Raw genomic sequence first — 18,997 nt, 5'->3', positions numbered from 1 at the left:
CGGGCATCATAAATGAATGCCCAAACCTGCGCAATTTTTATACAGGGCCAGGACTAATTAAATTTATACAGCGGCAACAGGTAGCGCCGGGCCTCTTCGGTGATGGCCTCGAAGTACTCCGGCTCAAGGGTTCGCCACAGGCGTTGATACCAGACGTCGTCCCCTTCCCCACGCACGATCATGTTGCCTTCGTAGGCCTGCAAAAATTTGCTGCGTGCTTTTTGCAGGGTCGCTTCATCCGTTAACATCGCATCATTTGTGGCGTCGTAACAGGTTTTAATCCACGCCCCCCCACTTTCTGGCAGCAGCAGCAGGGGCGTATTCATCCCCTGTCGGTAGCCTTCAACCAGCTGCGAGAGATACTCCATGGCCTGCGCGGCAGGCAATGCCGGGAAGCGCCATTCACCGTCTTTGCGCACAAACAGCCGGCTCTCACCTTCGCCACCGCTTGCACAGTAGACAAGGTGTTCCAGCCAAAGTTGCAAACCTTGCGAAACGCTGAGCATCGATGGACGCCAGCGCAGCAGTCCGTCAGGCTGCACATGCTGTAGCCACCCCGTCAGATTCACGCCGTTGCAGTTGAGATCGATCTCCATGCTCTTGCCGGGCTGGCGACACTCAATCACCCGCTCAGCCAGGACCTGCATCTCCTCACACTGGGCATCCCAGGTGATCTCCCCGAAGGCGCCATAGGGGAGCTGACCCGCGGCGCGATAGCGGCGGAACAGCTTCTGCGCATCCTCCTGCTCCACCAGCGCGTTGAGCAGCTGCTGGTTTAACTGGTAGCGGCTTAGCCCATCGAGGGTAAAGGGCTCCGCATCCGGGATTTCGCTCTCTTCGGAGCGGAAATGGACCTGCAACCGCATCTGGAAAAAGGCCCGCACCGGGTGGGCCCAGAAACGCTGGAGCTGCTCGAACGCGACCGACTCCAGCGGCAGTGGATCCAGGGTCTGGATAAAGTCGCCGTGGGCAACCCCTTCCCGCTTCGCGGCGGGCAGCCATTCCCGGGCATAGCTCTGCTGCTCGTTGTTCTCGTAGTTGACGGCATCAAACGGCATCCGGCTGTGACAGCAGGTGATATGCGCCTTCACGCGCTGTTCGCTCTCATCACAATTAAGATGTTCATCCCCCGGCAGGTAGTGGCTTTGTCCGATGTAATCCACCAGCTCCTGAACCAGCACCGAAGGGAAACGCTCGCTGTTATCCTGGATGGAACGGCCGATGTAGCTGATATAGAGCTGCTGTTGGGCGGAGATTAACGCCTCGAGGAACAGATAGCGGTCGTCATCGCGACGGCTACGGTCGCCGCGCTGGGTCTGCTGACTCATTAAATCAAACCCCAGCGGCGCCAGCGCGCGCGGGTAGACGCCGTCGTTCATGCCCAGCAGGCAGACCACCTTAAACGGGATCGAGCGCATCGGCATTAGAGTACAGATGTTCACCGGCCCGGCGAGGAAGCGCTGGCTGATACGCTCCTGATCGAGACGCAGCGTGAGTTCATCGCGTAACAGCGACAGGGGGATCGCTTCGCCATAGTGCGAGGAGATCCCCTCATCAATAATGGCCTGCCACTGCTGCTCGATTAGCGCCATTGCCGCTTCGGTTTCCTGATCCGGCAGGAAGAAATCATTGAGCATTTCCCGGCATACCGGCATCCACTCCTCGAGCGAGCGCGACTTCATTAGCTCCCGCCGCCAGCGATTAAGCTGCATCAGCAGCGAAGCCAGATGGCCGACCAGTTCGGCAATCAGGCCGCTGGATTCGTCATAGGGCAGAACGGCATTCCACTCCCCCTGGCTGCTCTCCATGGCGTAGCCGAGCAGCATGCGCGTCAGGCCAAACTGCCAGGTATGCTGACCGGTGACCGGCAGCTCAAACTCCTGCACGTTGTCATCATCCATCCCCCAGCGGACGCCCGATTCGTTGACCCACTGACGCAGGTAGCGCAGCGCATCCTCATCAATATCAAAACGGGCCGCCAGTACCGGCACGTCCAGCAGGGCCAGCACATCTTCCGGCACGAAGCGGCTGTCCGGCAGCGAAAGCAGGCTGACAAACGCCTGCAGGGCCGGGTGGGACTGACGTGCACGACGGTCCGATATGGCAAACGGCAGATAGCGATCGCCCGTCGCGCTGCCAAACACGGCCTGAATATAGGGGCTGTAGCTGTCGATATCGGCCACCATCACCACGATATCGCGCGGCGTCAGCTGCGGATCCTCCTCCAGCATCGCCAGCAGTTTGTCATGCAGCACCTCCACCTCACGCTGCGGGCTGTGGCACAGGTGAATGGTCACGCTGCGATCGTCAGGATCGAGCAGACGCTTATTGGCGCTGTTGGCAAACTCGGCAGCGGTGACGCCTGCCACCGCGCGGTTTTCGAGATCCAGAATATCCCGCTGCACGTTATGCAGCAGGTTGTCCGGGGTGATATCCGCAAAGGCATCGACATCCCCTTCACCGGAGGCGGTAAGCTCGGAGAGCATGTAGATATAGTCGCGCCCCAGTTTTCCCCAGGAGGCCAGCAGCGGGTTCGGCAGGTCCTGAATGCCCTGTTCGTCAAAGAGGTCAGCCGCGGTATCGCTGTCTTTAAACAGCGGTACCGCGCGTTCATCAAACAGGCGGCGACGCTGGCGCGTGACGATACGGGCCAGCCAGCGGGCATCCTGAATATCCCCCCAGTAATGCCGGCAGGGATTAGTGAACAAAATATGAATGTCGATATGGCGACCCAGCGCATTCAGCGCCTTCAGGTAGACCGGCGGCAAGGCAGAGATGCCGCAGATAAAGACCCGGGACGGCAATCCGGCAGGCGGCACAGAGGCCGACTCCAGCGTGGCGATAAAACGTTCATAGAGGTTGGCACGGTGCCACTGCGGCTGGCCCAGCTGTTCGGTGTGTTCCACCAGCGCTTTCCACAGCGGCGCCTGCCAGATCTGCGCCTGGTCAAGGCCGTCAATCAGTTCACCGGCTTCCCAGCGCGTGAGCCACTCGGGGCGATAGACCAGATACTGGTCATAGAGATCGGCTGTACGCGATGCCAGCTGAAACAGTTTTCGTTTGTCGGTATCGTCGTTCAGGTAGTGGCGCAGCATGGCGAACTCGTCATGCGTGAGCATCTCCGGCAGCAGCGTCATCAGCTTCCAGCTCATGCTCTGTTTGTTGAACGCGCTCTGTTTGGGGATCTCCGGCAGCACGCGAACAAACATATCCCAGATAAAGCTGGCGGGCAGCGGGAAATCGATGTTGGCGGCAATGCCAAACTTTTGCGACAGGGACATCTGCAGCCACTGGGCCATACCGGTGCTTTGAACCAGGATCATCTCCGGTTCAAAGGGATCGTCGAGCCGCTGCTGCTCGACGATAAATTCCATCAGTGCTTCCAGCACATCAAGACGGTTTGAGTGGTAGACCCTTAACATTGCTGCTCCCAACTACTGGCTAACCGGGCAGTGCAGGCGCGTCATTTGACCCTGCCGACCCAATGGAGAAATAAGTGAGACCGAGATGCTGACACATCCGACCGGTGTTGTCTGCACCCTGTTTACCTGCCAGCCAGGAGGGATCGCCCCGGCGGCCAGCTGTGACTGAGACCAGACATGACGCCAGAGCTGGCGATACTGCTCGAGGGTGACAAACCGGCTGGCTAAAACGCGATGGTAACCCGCCAGCCCGGTGACGACCATCACCATCAGCATCATGGCCAGCAAGACCTCGACGATGCTGAAACCCTTCTGTTTCGCTACGGTTGCTGACATAACGTCCTCTCCTTAAGGGGGCAGAAATCGCTCCAGCCGTGGGGCGAAAAATGCACGCCATCGGCCATGACCTCGCCCAGCCGCCACAGCGTCACGCTGCCGCTGCTGGCGATAAGCAGCGTGCGCTCTTCCAGAATGCGCAAGCAGACGCGCCAGGGCTGCTGTGGATGCTGTCGGCACGCGAACGCAGCCTGAGTTTGCCATGAGAGCGTTCTTCCCCACTCCAGTGCGGACTGGGCTATGGCCTGATGCTGTATCGCCTGACGTTCCGTACTGACGATACGCGTCAGGGCAGCGAGCTGCTGATTGAGTCCGGCCAACATCAGGCTGCCAAGAATCAACAGCAGGAGCACCAGCGCCAGCGACGACATCCCCTGCTGCCGGTTCAAAGATTAAACCCGGTCACGGTGTGGCGCGCCTCAACCTCGCCATCGCGCTTTCCGCTGACGGAGGCCGCCAGCGTCAGGGTCAACTCCGGGGCAAAGCCCGCACGTGCAACGCGCTGTACCTGAAAACGCTGAACCCTGATCCTATCAGGGTCGGTCATTCTCTCCCAACCCTTACCCTCGCACTGCGTCGCACCTCGCAAAGTTTCCAGGGCACCGCCGTTGAGGCGAAAGCCGGTCTGCTCGGCGGCGGCTGATGGCAAGGTTTCCCAGCGACCGTTACTATTTTCATCCCACTGGACAATAACGCATTCGCCGCCCGGCCCTATCTTCAACGCCTCGCCTTCACACTTGCCCGCACAATACCCCGCCCGTTGCAGATGTTTACCGATGCCGTTTATACGCAGCCAGAGCTCCTCTTCCAGCTCCTGCTGCTTTGTGAGCAGCATGATCGACCGCTGAAGCGCGGGCAAGAATCGCGCGGCACTCATCAGCAGCACGCTGCTTATTGCCATGGCGATCAGCACCTCGGTCAGGGAGAACCCCTGCTGCTTTACCGGCATGCGAACTCTCCTTTACCGTTACACATGCGGATACGCCCCCACGCGGAAACGAGGATCAGCCACTCTCCGGCCTGGCTTTGCAGACGGACGTGTCCGGCCCAGGCGGTATCCCGTAACCCGTAAAACCCCAGCGCAGGCGTCAACTCGGTGAGCTGAATATCAGGCCACTGCGGGGTGAGCACAAAAGCGTTGTCCGCCTGGCACACCGGAATGCCGGTTTTCAACAGACACCACCGCTTGCCGTCCTGTTTCATAGCCACGATATGGTCCCGGTTATTCCGCCAGGCGTCGTTTCGCAGCACCACCAGATAATCCCGCACCTGGCGCGCCGTCTGCCACAGCTGCTGTTGCTGCTGCCAGCGCCGCCAGCCGTAGAGCCCTGTCGCACTGAGCGTCACGATCAGCGAGAGGGCGATCAGCATTTCCATGAGGGTAAAGCCCTTTTCCTTTTTCATGGCGGCAGTGTGCCGTGAGGAAAAAAACAGTACGAGGGGCGGATGAGCAAATTACGAGGCGGTTTCCGCACTTTTTGAGGAATTGCAGCACGTTGCAATCCGCGCGGAGGCAGGCTCGCAAAACCATCACGCGGGCATAAAAAAACCGGCGCAGAGGGCGCCGGTTGTGTCAGGATTGCAGCATCAGATGGCTACAGGGGCTTTGATGCCCGGATGCGGGTCGTAACCTTCAATTTCGAAATCTTCGAAGCGGTAGTCGAAGATGGAGTCCGGTTTACGTTTGATCACCAGCTTCGGCAGCGCGCGCGGCTCACGGGACAGCTGCAGGTGGGTCTGCTCCATATGGTTGCTGTACAGGTGGGTATCCCCACCGGTCCAGACAAAATCACCCACTTCCAGGTCACACTGCTGGGCCATCATATGCACCAGCAAAGCATAGCTGGCGATATTAAACGGCAGGCCGAGGAACACATCGCAGGAGCGCTGGTAGAGCTGGCAGGAGAGCTTGCCATCCGCCACGTAGAACTGGAAAAACGCGTGGCACGGAGCCAGCGCCATCTTGTCCAGCTCGCCCACGTTCCAGGCCGACACGATGATACGGCGCGAGTCTGGATCGTTTTTCAGCTGGTTCACCACGGTGGTGATCTGGTCGATATGACGGCCATCCGGCGTTGGCCAGGCGCGCCACTGCTTACCGTAGACCGGGCCCAGATCGCCGTTTTCATCCGCCCACTCGTCCCAGATAGAGACGTTGTTCTCACGCAGATACGCGATGTTGGTATCGCCCTGCAGGAACCAGAGCAGTTCATGGATGATTGAGCGTAAATGGCAGCGCTTGGTCGTGACCAGCGGAAAGCCTTCCTGCAGGTTGAAGCGCATCTGGTGGCCAAAAATGGAGACCGTACCGGTGCCGGTGCGATCGTTCTTTGGCGTGCCCTCATCGAGCACTTTTTGCATCAGTTCAAGATACTGTTTCATGATTCCTCAGGAGACCTGTTGCTGTGGACGACGGTACGCCCAGACCATCATCGCGATACCCGCGACAATCATCGGAATGGAGAGGATCTGCCCCATGCTGATGTACTGAACCCAGGTCCCGGTAAACTGCGCATCCGGCTGACGGAAGAACTCAACGATGATGCGGAACGCGCCATAACCAATCAGGAACAGACCGGATACGGAGCCCGTCGGACGCGGTTTGCGAATGAACAGGTTCAGAATGATAAACAGCACCACGCCTTCCAGCGCCATTTCATACAGCTGGGACATGTGGCGTGGCAGGACACCGTAGGTGTCGAAAATCGACTGCCACTCCGGGTGCGACGGCAGCAGCGCCATATCTTCGGCACGGGACTGCGGGAACAGCATGGTAAAGGAGACGCTCGGATCGACGCGGCCCCAGAGTTCACCGTTGATGAAGTTACCGAGACGACCCGCGCCCAGACCAAACGGGATCAGAGGGGCAATAAAATCAGCCACCTGGAAGAAGCTGCGTTTAGTGCGTTTGGCGAAGATGACCATCACCAGGATGACGCCAATCAGGCCACCGTGGAAGGACATGCCGCCATCCCAGACGCGGAACAGATAGAGCGGATCCGCCAGGAAGACCGGGAAGTTATAGAACAGCACATAGCCGATACGTCCACCGAGGAAAACGCCGAGGAAACCGGCATACAGCAGGTTCTCCACTTCGTCTTTGGTCCAGCCGCTGCCAGGGCGTTTGGCGCGACGGCCAGCCAGCCACATGGCAAAGACGAAACCGACCAGATACATCAGGCCGTACCAGTGAAGCGCGACGGGTCCAATAGAGAAAATGACCGGATCAAACTCCGGAAAATGCAGATAGCCACTGTTCATCTGTCACCACAAGATGTTGTTATTCCGCTGAAAGTGGACAGCGGTAAAGATGCGCGCAAAGGATTACCCTGCGCTCCAAAGTTGCGAATCATAGCACAAGCGAGCGTGGAGGTTGCGCCCGAGATGTAAAAGATGTGTATAGAGACTTCGCGCAGTTTGTATCCCTCCCCCAGGGGGAAGGGATACCCAATGTTTAACGCCCGCCGCGGATCAGGCCACCCATGCCGCGGCGCTCCATAAAGGCCGCCACCTGATGACGCACTTCGGTGGCCAGCTGAGCTTCAAGGCTACGTTTCGCCAGCAGCTGTGCATCCTCAAAGTCGATATGACGCAGAAGATACTTCACGCGGGCGACGGAGCGTCCGTTCATCGACAGGTGACGGAAGCCGAGGCCAATCAGGATCGCCACACACATCGAGTCACCGGCCATCTCACCGCACAAACGCAGGTCGAGCCCCTGCTCTTGTGCCTCGCGGGCAATCATCGCCAGCGCACGCAGCATCGCGGGATGCAGGCTGTCATAAATGCTCGCCACCCGGGTGTTGTTGCGATCCACCGCCAGCATGTACTGGGTCAGGTCGTTGGTGCCCACCGAGATGAAATCGACGCGGCTCGCCAGCTGCGGCAGCATAAAGACCATCGAGGGGACTTCAAGCATCACCCCAATGCGCGGTTTCGGGATGTCGTAACCGATCATCTCTTCGACTTCGCGCCCGGCGCGTTCGATCAGACGACGGGCTTCATCGATCTCGTCAATGCTGGTGACCATCGGCAGCAAAATGCTGAGGTTGCCGGTGGCGGCATTGGCGCGCAGCATGGCGCGCACCTGGATCAGGAAGATCTCCGGCTGATCGAGGGTGATGCGGATCCCGCGCCAGCCCAGGCAGGGGTTCTCTTCGCTGATCGGCATGTACGGCAGTTGCTTATCTGCGCCAACGTCTAGGGTGCGTAAGGTCACCGGTTTGTCGTTGAACATCTGCAACATACCCTGATACTGCGCGACCTGCTCCTCCTCAGAGGGGAAGCCGCTTTGCAGCATGAACGGGATTTCGGTGCGGTAGAGACCGATGCCGTCAATGCGGCTGCCGAGCTTCTCTTCATGCTCCGGACTTAAGCCGGCATTGAGCATCACTTTGATGCGCTCGCCGCTTTTCAGCGCGGCAGGCTGATTAACGTCATCTTCCGCAAGACGGCTCAGCTCGTTCTCTTCGCTGATAAGCTTTTGATATTCCTGAAGCAGAACCGGCTCAGGATCCACCAGCAGCTCGCCGCGATAGCCGTCGACCACCAGCGTGCGCCGGTGCAGTGCCGAGGGTTGAATATCCGCGCCCATGACGGTCGGGATACCCAGCGCGCGCACCATAATGGCGGCATGGGAGTTGGCGGCACCATCGCGCACCACGATCCCGGCCAGCCGGTCCTGCGGCAGTTCTGCGAGGGTGGTGGCGGAGAGTTCATCCGCCACCAGCACAAAACGCGGCGGCCAGGTATTGGCCCCCTGAATGGTGTCATCGAGATGGAATAACAGACGCTGGCCTAAGGTGCGCAGATCCCCGGCACGCTCTTTCAGATAGCCGTCGGTCAGGGCGGCAAACTGCTCGGCGAATTTTTCGATGATCTTTTTGACCGCCCACTCCGCGACCGAACCGCGGTCGACCTCGTCAAACAGCTCCCGGCGCAGCCGGGCATCAGACAGCAGGTGGGAGTAGAGATCGAAGATCGCCGCCGTCTCTTTCTGCGCTCCGGCAGCAAAACGCTTGCTGTAGCGACGAAACTCGTTGGCGGCCTCTTCCAGCGCGCCGGTGAGACGCTCGCGCTCAAGAGCGGTGTCCAGCGTCGAGGCTTCGTAAACCTGTTCCATTAACGGCAGCGTGGCGTCCATCCAGCCTTCTGCTATCGCGACGCCCGGCGAGGCCGGTAAGGCGCGAATGCGCGTCTGCCGGTACTGACCAAACAGCGCCGCCAGCTGAGACTGTGAGAGGATGGCCGCCATTTGCGTTGCCAGCGTAACGAGGAAGGACTCTTCGCTTTCGTCGTACTGGCGCAGCTCACGCTGCTGGACCACCAGCACGCCAAGGAGCTGACGGCGCTGGATAATAGGTACGCCGAGGAAGGCGCGGAAGCGCTCCTCTTTTACGGAGGGGATGTATTTAAAGCTGGGGTGTTTCTGCGCATCGGCAAGGTTGATGGGTTCCGCCAGTCGCCCGACCAGACCTACAACGCCTTCGTCAAATGCCAGCGCAACAGTACGACCACGCGGTTTTTTTAATCCGCGCGTGGCCATAAGGTAGTAACACCTGCGGTCGTGGTCGGCCAGATAGACCGAACAGACCTCGGTTTCCATCGCAAGGCAGATATCCGTGACCAGAATATCCAGCGCCTCGTTGAGCCGCGGGGCACTGGCCACCTTCTCGACTATTTCGCGCAGGCGGGTGAGCATAATGTGCGTAGCTTAACCTCTTTTACGTCGCCAGGCAGGTGCGCTCTGCGGCTTTGGAGGCGTCTCCTGAAGCAACATCACAGCACTTGCGAACTCTTTCATCACCCTACGGTAAACATCGCGCTTAAACGACACGACCTGACGAACGGGATACCAGTAGCTGACCCAGCGCCAGCCATCAAATTCGGGCGTGCTGCTGGTTTGCATATTGATATCCGCATCGCTGCTCACCAATTGCAGAAGAAACCATTTCTGTTTCTGGCCGATACATACCGGCTTTGTGTCCCAACGCACCAAACGCTTCGGTAACTTGTAACGCAACCAGTTGCGGGTCGAAGCCAGAATGCGAACATCCTTGCGGCTTAAGCCAACTTCTTCGAACAGCTCCCGATACATCGCTTGCTCTGCGGACTCTCCTGGATTGATCCCACCTTGGGGAAATTGCCAGGAGTGCTGACCATATCGCCGGGCCCACATTACCTGACCCTGGCGATTACAAATTACGATACCTACATTCGGGCGGTAGCCATCGTCATCAATCACCGGACTACCCCAAACTAAACCTTATATATAAATGATTGTTTCACACTCCAGTGAGGCGGTAAACCACTCTCTTTCTGGCCTGGAGCCTAATAACATTTGAATAACTCACAATTATCATCAGAGTTATAAACAGATGACGGTCCAAAAGGGCAATTTTATTCACTTTTTCTGTGGATAGAGTTGTGAAGAAGTGTGGAATTACCGATGGACAACCCAGATCACTCTGAATATTACAGAGAATGGCGTTTTTTAAAAATCACTATAATTCATAGAGTTAAACTGTGAATTACGGGAATTACATCACGCAGTGTGATGTACATCACTTTAAAGATCGTCGTGCTGATGAAAGATCGAACAACGTCGGTTTTATCCACAGATTGTGCCAATAAGTTAGGCACATTTTGTCTGATTTTTCGATTTTCGTCCCACGTCAAGGCTGTAAATGGAAACAGTAGTGGGGGTTATGCCCAGTTATCCCATTTTTCTGTGGATAACAGGGTGTAAGATCCTGTTCATTGTCAGTGACCAGATTTGAACAACCGGGATCCCCCCGCTAGCGAAACGGAAATACAGCGGATAAAAAGTCTGATAAATCATCCACCTGGCATCGGCAAAAAGAAAAAGATAAACTCGGTCTGTGCAGTGGAAAACTGCTGTTCATTTTTTAACCAGAAGGCAACGTTCATGCTTCCCCTCGTCCCCCTGACCTCTCCCCCCGCAACGGAAGCGGCATTATTGCAACAAGCCCAGCGCCTGGCGGGCTACTCGCTGGGAGAACTCGCCGCTCTGGCCGGGCTCCCCATTCCGCCCGATCTTAAGCGGGATAAGGGGTGGACGGGCGTTCTGCTGGAACTGTGGCTGGGAGCCAGCGCGGGCAGCAAACCTGAACAGGATTTTGCCGCGCTGGGAGTAGAGCTGAAGACCATCCCCATCGACAGCCTGGGCCGCCCGTTGGAGACCACTTTTGTCTGCGTGGCCCCCTTAACCGGCAATACCGGGATCACCTGGGAAAGCAGCCACGTGCGGCATAAGCTGAAGCGCGTGCTGTGGATCCCGGTGGAGGGGGATCGTGCGATCCCCCTGGCGGCACGGCGCGTCGGCGCGCCGTTGATCTGGAGCCCGAATGAAGAGGAAGATCGTCAGCTGCGTCTGGACTGGGAGGAGTTGATGGACATGATCGTGCTGGGCCAGGTGGAGCGTATCACCGCTCGTCACGGCGAAGTGCTGCAGCTGCGGCCCAAAGCGGCGAACAGCAAAGCTCTCACCGAGGCCATCGGCGCGGGCGGCGAACCGATCCTGACTCTGCCCCGCGGCTTTTATTTGAAAAAGAACTTCACAGGTGCGCTGTTAGCCCGTCACTTTCTGCTGACTACCTGAATTTTTAGCCAGAATTATGCCGTTTATCACATATTTGCCTGTTTTTTCAGATTTCACCGCTTTGTGAAAACCCTTGCCCGGGTTATTACTACAATATGATGTGATACGAGCCAGGTGGAGGTAATAAAGAATGAAAAAATGGGCAGTGATAATCTCGGCTGTTGGTTTAGCGTTTGCCGTTTCAGGTTGTAGCAGCGATTACGTCATGGCGACGAAAGATGGTCGCATGATCCTGACCGACGGCAAACCCGAAGTCGACGATGATACCGGTCTGGTCAGCTACCGCGATCAGCAGGGTAATAATATGCAGATCAACCGCGACGACGTGTCGCAGATTATCGAAAGATAATGTTGAAGGTCAGCAGCTTGCTGGCCTTTTGATTTTCTCTTCCCCTTTCGCTTCCCTTCTGCCATGTTTATAGTCCTTTGTCGGGAGTTTCCTGACGCGTCTAACATGTCTACTAAGGAAGCCGGCTATGCATTATCACCGTATCCCCCATAGCGCTCTTGAGATCAGCCAACTGGGGTTGGGCACGATGACATTTGGTGAACAAAATAGCGAAGCCGATGCCCATGCACAACTCGATTACGCCGTCAGCCAGGGCATTAACCTGATTGATGTCGCTGAAATGTACCCGGTTCCGCCACGCCCGGAGACCCAGGGGTTAACCGAAACCTACGTCGGCAACTGGCTGGCAAAACGCGGCAACCGCGAAAAGCTGATTGTTGCCTCCAAGGTCAGCGGCCCGTCGCGCAATAACGACAGCGGCATTCGCCCGAATCAGATCCTCGACCGTAAGAACATCCGTGCGGCGCTGGACGCCAGCCTGACGCGTCTCCAGACCGACTATCTCGACCTCTATCAGGTTCACTGGCCTCAGCGTCCGACCAACTGCTTCGGCAAGCTCGGCTACAGCTGGAGCGACAGCGCCCCGGTTGTGACGCTGCTGGAAACCCTGGAAGCCTTAACCGAATGCCAGCGCGCCGGGAAAATCCGCTACATAGGCGTCTCTAACGAAACGGCCTTCGGTGTGATGCGCTATCTGCATCTTGCGGATAAGCATGACCTGCCGCGCATCGTCACTATTCAGAACCCCTACAGCCTGTTGAACCGCAGCTATGAAGTGGGTCTGGCGGAGGTGAGCCAGTATGAGGGCGTTGAGCTGCTGGCCTACTCCTGCCTCGGCTTTGGCACGTTGACCGGTAAGTATCTCAATGGTGCAAAACCGGCGGGGGCGCGTAATACGCTGTTCAGTCGCTTTACCCGTTACAGCGGCGAGCAGACGCAGAAAGCCGTGGCGGCATATGTGGATATCGCCCGACGTCACGGGCTCGACCCGGCGCAAATGGCGCTGGCCTTTGTGCGTCGTCAGCCGTTTGTTGCCAGCACCCTGCTGGGCGCAACCACTCTGGAGCAGCTGAAAACGAACGTAGAAAGCTTCCATCTGGAGCTGAGTGAAGAGGTGTTAGCGGAGATTGAAGCGGTGCATCAGGTGTATACCTACCCGGCACCGTAACGGCATTTTGCCCGGCGGCGCTTCGCTTGCCGGGCCTGGAAGGTCAAAGGCGGGGTTTTGTAGGCCGGGTAAGGCGTAGCCGCCACCCGGCAACCCCCAGATCGCTCTACCGCCGACGCTGCCAGATCCACAGTCCTGTAATCGCCAGCGCAAACAAACCACCAAACCCGACGCCAATGCCCACCACCGGCACACCCACCTTCACCGCCAGCGAGTAAACCCCGAGCATCAGCAGCATGGCGGCGTTTTCGCCGAGGTTTTGCACCGCAATCGCATTGCCTGCCCCGACGGTCTGCTTCCCGCGCTCCTGCAGCAGCGCATTCAGCGGCACCACAAAGAAGCCACCGCAGATCCCCATCAGGAACAGCAACGCATAGGCCGGTAACAGCGCATGCTGCAAGGCGAAGATCAGCACCACCACGCCAATCAGGATCCCGGCGGGCATGCAGCGGGCGACGGTTTGCAACGTCACCAGCTTCGCTGCCGCTCCCGCGCCGAGCACGATCCCCACCGCCACCATGGCGTTAAGGTAGGTTGGCGTGGCGTTATCGGTAATGCCCAGCGCCGTCGGCACCCATAGCACCAGCAGGAAGCGCAGCGTCACCCCCGCGCCCCAGAACATGCTGGTGCCCAGCAGCGAGAAGCGGGTTTCGCCGTTGCGCCACAGCACGCGGCAGGCATTAAAGAAGCTGGCAGTCATCGGGGTAAAACGCCAGGATTGCCCCGGACGCGCCGCCGGCAGTTTCGGGATAAACAGGTTGGCGATCACCGCCCCGGCATACATCACCGCGCAGACCCCCAGCGCCGCCAGCACGTGCCAGTCCGCCAGCACCCCGCCCGCCATCGAACCCAGCAGGATTGCCGCAATGGTCGACGCCTCCATCAGCCCGTTGGCTTTGACCAGCTTATCGCCGGTGGTGAGTTCACCGAGGATACCGTACTTGGCCGGGGAGTAGGCCGCCGCCCCGATCCCCACCAGCGTATAGCCAATAAAGGGATTCACGCCAAAGCAGATGCTGGCGGCACCCAGCAGTTTCAGGCTGTTGGCAAACATCATCACCCGGCCTTTAGCGAAGCTGTCCGCCACCTGACCGACAAAGGGGGCGAAAATGATGTAAGCGCCCACAAACACCATCTGCAGGATCGGCTGGCTCCAGTCCGGGTAAAACTGGGATTTGAGCAGCGCCAGGGTGGCAAACAGCAGCGCGTTATCACCAAAGGCGGAGAGGAACTGGGCGGCGGTAACCGCCATCATCCCCTTCGACCAGATAGAGGTGTTAGTGGGTACTGACTCACTCATTATGCGGCTCCGCCTGTTCAACCATCTCTTTAAGGGTGACAAAATCCGGCTTACCGCTGCCCAGCACCGGGAGTTGTTTCAGATAACGAATGTCACGCGGCACGGCCAGCTCCGGAATACCGTGTTCACGCGCATGCTGGAGCAGCTGCTCGCGCTTCAGCTCGCTGTCGGTGGTAAAAAGCACCAGCGCCTCGCCTTTGCTGGCATCGGCTTTCACCGCAGTGGCGTGCATTTTGTCCGCCGATACGGCCAGCGCCAGCTGTTCAACCATCTCCAGCGAGACCATTTCTCCGGCGATTTTAGCGAAGCGTTTTGCGCGGCCCTGGATCTGCACATAGCCCTGCTCGTCAAAGCGCACGATGTCTCCGGTGTCGTACCAGCCGGTTTCTACTTCGCCGTTGATGTTTTCCGCCGTCGGCGCTTCCAGCACGCCCGGATTTTCCACCCGCAGGTAGCCGTGCATCACGTTCGGCCCTTTCAGCTGCAGGCGTCCGCCCTCTTCAATGCCCGGAACGGCGAGCAGACGCGCGTCCATCCCCGGTAAGATGCGCCCGACGGTGCCGGGTTTCGCCGCCATCGGCACGTTAATGGAGACCACCGGCGCGCACTCGGTCACGCCGTAGCCTTCCAGAATGCGCAGGCCAAATTTGTCCTGCCACAGCTGGCGGGTGCTCTCCTGCAGTTTTTCCGCCCCGGCCACCACGTAACGCACGCGGTGGAAATCATACGGGTTAGCAAAACGGGCGTAGTTGCCGAGGAAGGTCGAGGTGCCGAAAATCACCGTACAGTTACGGTCATAGGTCAGCTCCGGCACGATGCGATAGTGCAGCGGGCTCGGGTAGAGGAACACCTCGGCCCCGGTCAGCAGCGGCGTGAACAGCCCCACCGTCAGGCCAAAGGAGTGGAACAGCGGCAGCGCCGACATAAAGCGATCCCGGGCGGTAAAGTCGGCGATAGTTTTAATCTGCTCGACGTTAGCCAGCAGGCTCTTATGGCTGTGGACCACCCCTTTTGGGTTCCCCTCCGAACCGGAGGTAAAGAGGATCACGGCGGCATCTTCCGGCTGCTGTTTCACCTGCGCCAGGTGCGGCACCAGCAGGTGAGCAAAGATCCACAGTTTGTCGCTGGTAGTGACTTCCGCTTTCAGATCTTCGAGGAAGACCCAGCGCACCTGGGTGAGCTGCTCCGGCAGATGCCAGAGTTTGCCTTTATCGAGGAAGGTGCGGGAGGTAAACACGGTGTTGATCTGGGCGGCAGTGATGGCGCTACTGAGCCCCTTCACCCCTGCGGTGTAGTTGAGCATCGCCGGAATACGTCCACGGGAGACGGCACCAAAGATCACCGCGGCGCTGATCCCGGCGTTCGGCAGCATCAGGCCGATCTTTTCGCCCTGCTTACTGTATTTTTCAAGGATGCGTCCGACGAACAAGGTCTTGGTCAGCAGCTTGTGATAGCTGTCCGGCGCAAAATTGATGTCGTCGATGCAGTTTTTCTTCGCGCCATAGCGGTACATCGCCGTCAGCAGCGACTCGTACAGGGTTTCACGCGGGCGCACCGCCATCCGGGCTTCCATCATTACCTGATGCAGCATCTCACCGGCGATTTTACGTCGATCCCGGGCGCGCGGCGCGTCGGGCATTGGCAGGGTGGTCGGCGGCAGCAGATGCAGAGTGATGCGCGGGAACAGGCGCTGTTTCACCAGCCCTTTCAGGCGGCTGAAAAAGGTCAGCTCTGCGCCTTCAATACGCACCGGCACCACCGTAGCGCCGGATTTCGCCGCCACAAAACCCGCGCCGTCATAGATTTTCATCAGCGAGCCGGTGATGGAGATCCGCCCTTCCGGGAAGATCACCACCGGACGCCCCTGCTCAATCAGACGCACCAGGTGTTTGATCATCATCGGTTTGGTCGGGTCGAGGGGGACAAAGTCGATCAGTGTCGTCAGCCAGCGCATGTACCACTGCTTGCTGACCGAGGTATAGACCGCAAATACCGGACGCACGGGTAAAAACAGCGCCAGCAGAATGCCATCGATAAAGGAGACGTGGTTGGGGGTAATAAGAACGCGACTGGCGTGCAATGCCTGCGTATCGCCCGTCAGACGGACGCGAAAAAGAATGCGGAACAGCGTGCGGAAGAACCCAAATAGCATTTCAACTCCCTTTGCCTTTCAATAAGCCGGGTTACGGTAAATTGTGGCAGATTACACGAGAAGTGCAGCAGGAGCGACAGCAGGATAGAGACAAAAAAAAACCTGCGCATCTGCGCAGGCTGGTGCAAGAGATGAGTACGCAGTACGTACTAAGAATTCTCACCAATCAATACCTCTGGGATCTCAAATGTAGCAATGGCGACCAAACCCCCGCCAGCGGACAATCGCAACAGCCTGAGGCAAAGTGTAAGCAAAGATGCAAATTCACACGCGTCTGTCACGCTTCGCTGTGTAACGATTACACGATTTCTTCCGCTGTGTATCATGTTTGTGAATTGCCTCACCGCCCTGCGCTTGAATACGCCTGACTTTTCCGCAACACTATTTAGTGTGTAAACGCTTACCCCAAAGAGAAGGTAGAGAATGGCGACAATTAAGGATGTGGCCCGACTGGCGGGTGTTTCTGTTGCCACGGTTTCACGGGTCATCAACAATTCCCCGAAAGCCAGCGAAACCTCCCGCCAGGCGGTGCTGACGGCCATGGAGTCGCTCAACTATCACCCCAACGCCAACGCCCGGGCGCTGGCTCAGCAGTCCACCGACACCGTCGGGCTGGTGGTGGGCGATGTGTCGGATCCCTTTTTCGGCGCGATGGTGAAAGCCGTCGAGCAGGTTGCCTATCACACCGGCAACTTTCTGCTGATCGGCAATGGCTACCACAACGAGCAGAAAGAGCGTCAGGCGATTGAGCAGCTGATCCGCCATCGCTGCGCGGCGCTGGTGGTGCATGCTAAAAAGCTGTCGGATGACGAGCTGGTGCATCTGATGAAGCAGATCCCCGGCATGGTGATTGTGAACCGCATTATCCCCGGCTATGAGCAGCGCTGCGTGGCGCTGGACGATCGCTACGGCGCCTGGCTTGCCACCCGTCACCTTATTCAGCAGGGCCATACCCGCATCGGCTATCTCTGCTCCAATCACGCCATCTCCGACGCCGAAGATCGGCTGCAGGGCTACTACGATGCGCTGCGCGAGAACGACCTGCCCTGCAACGATCGTCTGGTCACTTACGCTGAACCCGATGAGCGCGGTGGCGAGCATGCCATGACGGAGCTATTGGGACGGGGACGAAACTTTACGGCGGTCGCCTGTTACAACGACTCGATGGCCGCCGGGGCGATGGGGGTACTGAACGATAACGGGATTGACGTGCCAGGGGATATTTCGCTGATCGGCTTCGATGACATTCTTATCTCCCGCTACGTGCGACCGCGGCTGACCACGGTGCGCTACCCCATCGTCACCATGGCGACCCAGGCGGCGGAGCTGGCGCTATCCCTGGCGGATAAACGTCAGCCGCCGGAGATCACTCACGTGTTCAGCCCGACGCTGGTGCGCCGTCACTCGGTCACGCCACCGGCAGAGTCTGCCAGCGAATAGCGGTAGAGGTGCACGGTTTTGTCCGGATACTCCAGACCGTCCCCGATGTAGTGCCAGCCGTAGCCTTCATAGAAGTCGCGGCAGGCGGACCAGAGGTGCAGCTCAGGATACCCGCGCTCGGCGGCATACTGCTGCACATGCTGCTGTAATTTCCCCGCCAGCCCCTGCCCGCGCGCGGCTTCATCCACGTACAGCGCCGCCAGCCAGGGATACAGATCCTGGCGGGTGATCAGGTCGCAGCGCCACAGCCCCACCGTGCCCAGTAACCGTTGGCCCTCAGTGGCAATAAAGGTCAAAGGCAGTGCGCCTGGGGTCTGACTGTTAGCCACAATGCTGGCGAAAAAGTCGCGCGGCAGACCGTCACCAAAGGCCTGCCACTGCCAGTCAATCACCTGCTCCGCATGCTGCGGGGCGGCGTACAGCGGTTGGATCTTCACACCAGCTTCCCCTGAAAAATGGGCACCGACTCAAACAGATAGCCGTCGAAATCCGGGGCGTCTTCGTCCGAGAGTTCCAGCAGGCTCTTTTTCACATTTTCCAGATGCTGGAACATCGCCTGCCAGGCCCCCATCACGTCGCGGCGACGCAGGGCGGCGAGGATGGTCTGCCTGTCGCCCAGCCACTTCAGGCGATACGCCCGGCTGGCAATGTGGGCATTAAATTGCTGCCACAGCGGGCTGCTGTCCATGTTGTGCCAGACGCTTTCGACGGTCGCCAGCAGCATCTGATTCTGGGTGGCACCCGCCAGCACCAGATGGAACATCTTGCTGTTGTCCTGGCTGTTGTCGTTGGCGGCGATTGCCCGCTGCTCCTGCTCAATGATGCGCCGCAGGTTGTCGATGTCCGCCCGGGTCGCCATTTTGGCAGCAAAGGCGGCGATGTTGCTTTCGAGGAGCTGGCGCGCCTGCAGGATTTCAAACGGGCCGACGTCGCTTTTTAACAGGCGCTCTTCCTCGTTCTCATGCTCTTCGGGAATGCGCATCACGTAGACGCCGGAGCCCTGACGAATATCCACCGTGCCCTGCAGCTCCAGCATCAGCAGCGCTTCCCGCACGATGGTGCGGCTGACGCCGTAGGTCTCCGCGATATTGCGCTCCGGCGGCAGACGCGAGCCCACGGGATAGTGCCCCTGGATGATCTGGGCGCGTAAATCCTCGCCAATCTCCTGGTACTGCTTCTTTTCCGCCGGGACGACAGCCTTATCCACGT

17 protein-coding genes are annotated in these 18,997 nt (G+C 58.6%); 4 read left to right on the top strand and 13 right to left on the bottom strand.

Annotation, left to right across the window (positions count from 1 at the left end):
- Positions 1-53: 53 nt before the first annotated feature.
- From recC to rppH, 9 genes are all read right to left on the bottom strand, one after another.
- Entirely contained in the window at positions 54-3,422 is a 3,369-nt protein-coding gene (gene recC, locus WFO70_RS15145; protein ID WP_337017177.1) for an exodeoxyribonuclease V subunit gamma, read from the bottom strand.
- Positions 3,423-3,434: 12 nt separating this feature from the next.
- Positions 3,435-3,758: a prepilin-type N-terminal cleavage/methylation domain-containing protein gene (locus WFO70_RS15140; RefSeq protein WP_337017175.1), complete on the bottom strand. Its 324-nt coding sequence runs from the start codon at positions 3,756-3,758 to the stop codon at positions 3,435-3,437.
- A complete protein-coding gene (locus WFO70_RS15135) occupies positions 3,743-4,147 on the bottom strand; it encodes a DUF2509 family protein (protein ID WP_337017173.1) in 405 nt (134 codons plus the stop codon). The genes WFO70_RS15140 and WFO70_RS15135 overlap by 16 nt, the downstream gene beginning before the upstream one ends.
- On the bottom strand, positions 4,144-4,707 hold the full coding sequence (locus WFO70_RS15130; protein WP_337017171.1) for a prepilin peptidase-dependent protein: 564 nt from the start codon (positions 4,705-4,707) through the stop codon (positions 4,144-4,146). The genes WFO70_RS15135 and WFO70_RS15130 overlap by 4 nt, the downstream gene beginning before the upstream one ends.
- A complete protein-coding gene (locus WFO70_RS15125) occupies positions 4,698-5,162 on the bottom strand; it encodes a prepilin peptidase-dependent protein (RefSeq protein ID WP_337017169.1) in 465 nt (154 codons plus the stop codon). Before WFO70_RS15125 ends, WFO70_RS15130 begins: the two co-directional genes overlap by 10 nt.
- A 183-nt stretch (positions 5,163-5,345) precedes the next feature.
- The gene (thyA, locus tag WFO70_RS15120; RefSeq protein WP_337017167.1) at positions 5,346-6,140 is read right to left on the bottom strand and encodes a thymidylate synthase; all 795 of its coding nucleotides are present in this window, start codon (positions 6,138-6,140) and stop codon (positions 5,346-5,348) included.
- A 6-nt stretch (positions 6,141-6,146) separates the two neighbouring features.
- Positions 6,147-7,019 carry a prolipoprotein diacylglyceryl transferase gene (gene lgt, locus WFO70_RS15115; protein ID WP_337017166.1) on the bottom strand — a complete coding sequence of 291 codons (873 nt, stop codon included), beginning with the start codon at positions 7,017-7,019 and terminating at the stop codon, positions 6,147-6,149.
- 193 nt (positions 7,020-7,212) lie between these two features.
- Positions 7,213-9,459 (bottom strand): phosphoenolpyruvate--protein phosphotransferase, encoded by a 2,247-nt coding sequence (ptsP, locus tag WFO70_RS15110; RefSeq protein ID WP_337017164.1) that lies wholly within the window; start codon positions 9,457-9,459, stop codon positions 7,213-7,215.
- Between the two features lie 12 nt (positions 9,460-9,471).
- Positions 9,472-10,002: an RNA pyrophosphohydrolase gene (gene rppH, locus WFO70_RS15105; protein WP_142486968.1), complete on the bottom strand. Its 531-nt coding sequence runs from the start codon at positions 10,000-10,002 to the stop codon at positions 9,472-9,474.
- Positions 10,003-10,686: 684 nt separating this feature from the next.
- Here rppH and mutH point away from each other — a divergent pair.
- From mutH to WFO70_RS15090, 3 genes are all read left to right on the top strand, one after another.
- Positions 10,687-11,379, top strand: a complete 693-nt coding sequence (gene mutH, locus WFO70_RS15100) for a DNA mismatch repair endonuclease MutH (protein ID WP_337017161.1) — start codon at positions 10,687-10,689, stop codon at positions 11,377-11,379.
- 130 nt (positions 11,380-11,509) lie between these two features.
- Complete coding sequence (gene ygdR, locus WFO70_RS15095) at positions 11,510-11,728, top strand: lipoprotein YgdR (protein WP_032613767.1); 219 nt, start codon at positions 11,510-11,512, stop codon at positions 11,726-11,728.
- Between the two features lie 127 nt (positions 11,729-11,855).
- On the top strand, positions 11,856-12,896 hold the full coding sequence (locus tag WFO70_RS15090) for an NADP(H)-dependent aldo-keto reductase (protein ID WP_337017159.1): 1,041 nt from the start codon (positions 11,856-11,858) through the stop codon (positions 12,894-12,896).
- A 106-nt stretch (positions 12,897-13,002) separates the two neighbouring features.
- Here WFO70_RS15090 and lplT read toward each other — a convergent pair whose 3' ends face one another.
- Together lplT and aas are read right to left on the bottom strand one after the other, a co-directional pair.
- Entirely contained in the window at positions 13,003-14,196 is a 1,194-nt protein-coding gene (gene lplT / locus WFO70_RS15085) for a lysophospholipid transporter LplT (protein WP_337017158.1), read from the bottom strand.
- A complete protein-coding gene (gene aas / locus WFO70_RS15080) occupies positions 14,189-16,348 on the bottom strand; it encodes a bifunctional acyl-ACP--phospholipid O-acyltransferase/long-chain-fatty-acid--ACP ligase (RefSeq protein WP_337017156.1) in 2,160 nt (719 codons plus the stop codon). Before aas ends, lplT begins: the two co-directional genes overlap by 8 nt.
- Before the next feature lie 423 nt (positions 16,349-16,771).
- On the opposite strand from aas, the gene galR reads away from it, so the two are divergent.
- A complete protein-coding gene (galR, locus tag WFO70_RS15075; RefSeq protein WP_337017154.1) occupies positions 16,772-17,788 on the top strand; it encodes an HTH-type transcriptional regulator GalR in 1,017 nt (338 codons plus the stop codon).
- Here the strand turns inward: galR and WFO70_RS15070 are convergent.
- Together WFO70_RS15070 and WFO70_RS15065 are read right to left on the bottom strand one after the other, a co-directional pair.
- On the bottom strand, positions 17,749-18,225 hold the full coding sequence (locus WFO70_RS15070) for a GNAT family N-acetyltransferase (RefSeq protein WP_337017152.1): 477 nt from the start codon (positions 18,223-18,225) through the stop codon (positions 17,749-17,751). The two genes, galR and WFO70_RS15070, sit on opposite strands and share 40 nt — an antisense overlap.
- Complete coding sequence (locus WFO70_RS15065; protein WP_333853751.1) at positions 18,222-18,995, bottom strand: GntR family transcriptional regulator; 774 nt, start codon at positions 18,993-18,995, stop codon at positions 18,222-18,224. The genes WFO70_RS15070 and WFO70_RS15065 overlap by 4 nt, the downstream gene beginning before the upstream one ends.
- Between the last annotated feature and the right edge of the window lie 2 nt (positions 18,996-18,997).

It is taken from the genome of Leclercia sp. AS011, from assembly GCF_037152535.1.
Taxonomy (GTDB): domain Bacteria; phylum Pseudomonadota; class Gammaproteobacteria; order Enterobacterales; family Enterobacteriaceae; genus Enterobacter.
The sequence above is the reverse complement of the archived record's forward strand: the minus strand, read 5'-3'. Positions and strand labels throughout refer to the sequence as shown.

What these genes read in the sequence shown, in the direction of transcription:
- WFO70_RS15090 (WP_337017159.1), top strand. Translation starts at nt 11,856, where the DNA reads ATGCATTATCACCGTATCCCCCATAGCGCTCTTGAGATCAGCCAACTG.
- WFO70_RS15125 (WP_337017169.1), bottom strand. Translation starts at nt 5,162, where the DNA reads ATGAAAAAGGAAAAGGGCTTTACCCTCATGGAAATGCTGATCGCCCTC.
- ygdR (WP_032613767.1), top strand. Translation starts at nt 11,510, where the DNA reads ATGAAAAAATGGGCAGTGATAATCTCGGCTGTTGGTTTAGCGTTTGCC.
- aas (WP_337017156.1), bottom strand. Translation starts at nt 16,348, where the DNA reads ATGCTATTTGGGTTCTTCCGCACGCTGTTCCGCATTCTTTTTCGCGTC.
- thyA (WP_337017167.1), bottom strand. Translation starts at nt 6,140, where the DNA reads ATGAAACAGTATCTTGAACTGATGCAAAAAGTGCTCGATGAGGGCACG.
- recC (WP_337017177.1), bottom strand. Translation starts at nt 3,422, where the DNA reads ATGTTAAGGGTCTACCACTCAAACCGTCTTGATGTGCTGGAAGCACTG.
- galR (WP_337017154.1), top strand. Translation starts at nt 16,772, where the DNA reads ATGGCGACAATTAAGGATGTGGCCCGACTGGCGGGTGTTTCTGTTGCC.
- WFO70_RS15130 (WP_337017171.1), bottom strand. Translation starts at nt 4,707, where the DNA reads ATGCCGGTAAAGCAGCAGGGGTTCTCCCTGACCGAGGTGCTGATCGCC.
- WFO70_RS15140 (WP_337017175.1), bottom strand. Translation starts at nt 3,758, where the DNA reads ATGTCAGCAACCGTAGCGAAACAGAAGGGTTTCAGCATCGTCGAGGTC.
- lgt (WP_337017166.1), bottom strand. Translation starts at nt 7,019, where the DNA reads ATGAACAGTGGCTATCTGCATTTTCCGGAGTTTGATCCGGTCATTTTC.
- ptsP (WP_337017164.1), bottom strand. Translation starts at nt 9,459, where the DNA reads ATGCTCACCCGCCTGCGCGAAATAGTCGAGAAGGTGGCCAGTGCCCCG.
- lplT (WP_337017158.1), bottom strand. Translation starts at nt 14,196, where the DNA reads ATGAGTGAGTCAGTACCCACTAACACCTCTATCTGGTCGAAGGGGATG.
- mutH (WP_337017161.1), top strand. Translation starts at nt 10,687, where the DNA reads ATGCTTCCCCTCGTCCCCCTGACCTCTCCCCCCGCAACGGAAGCGGCA.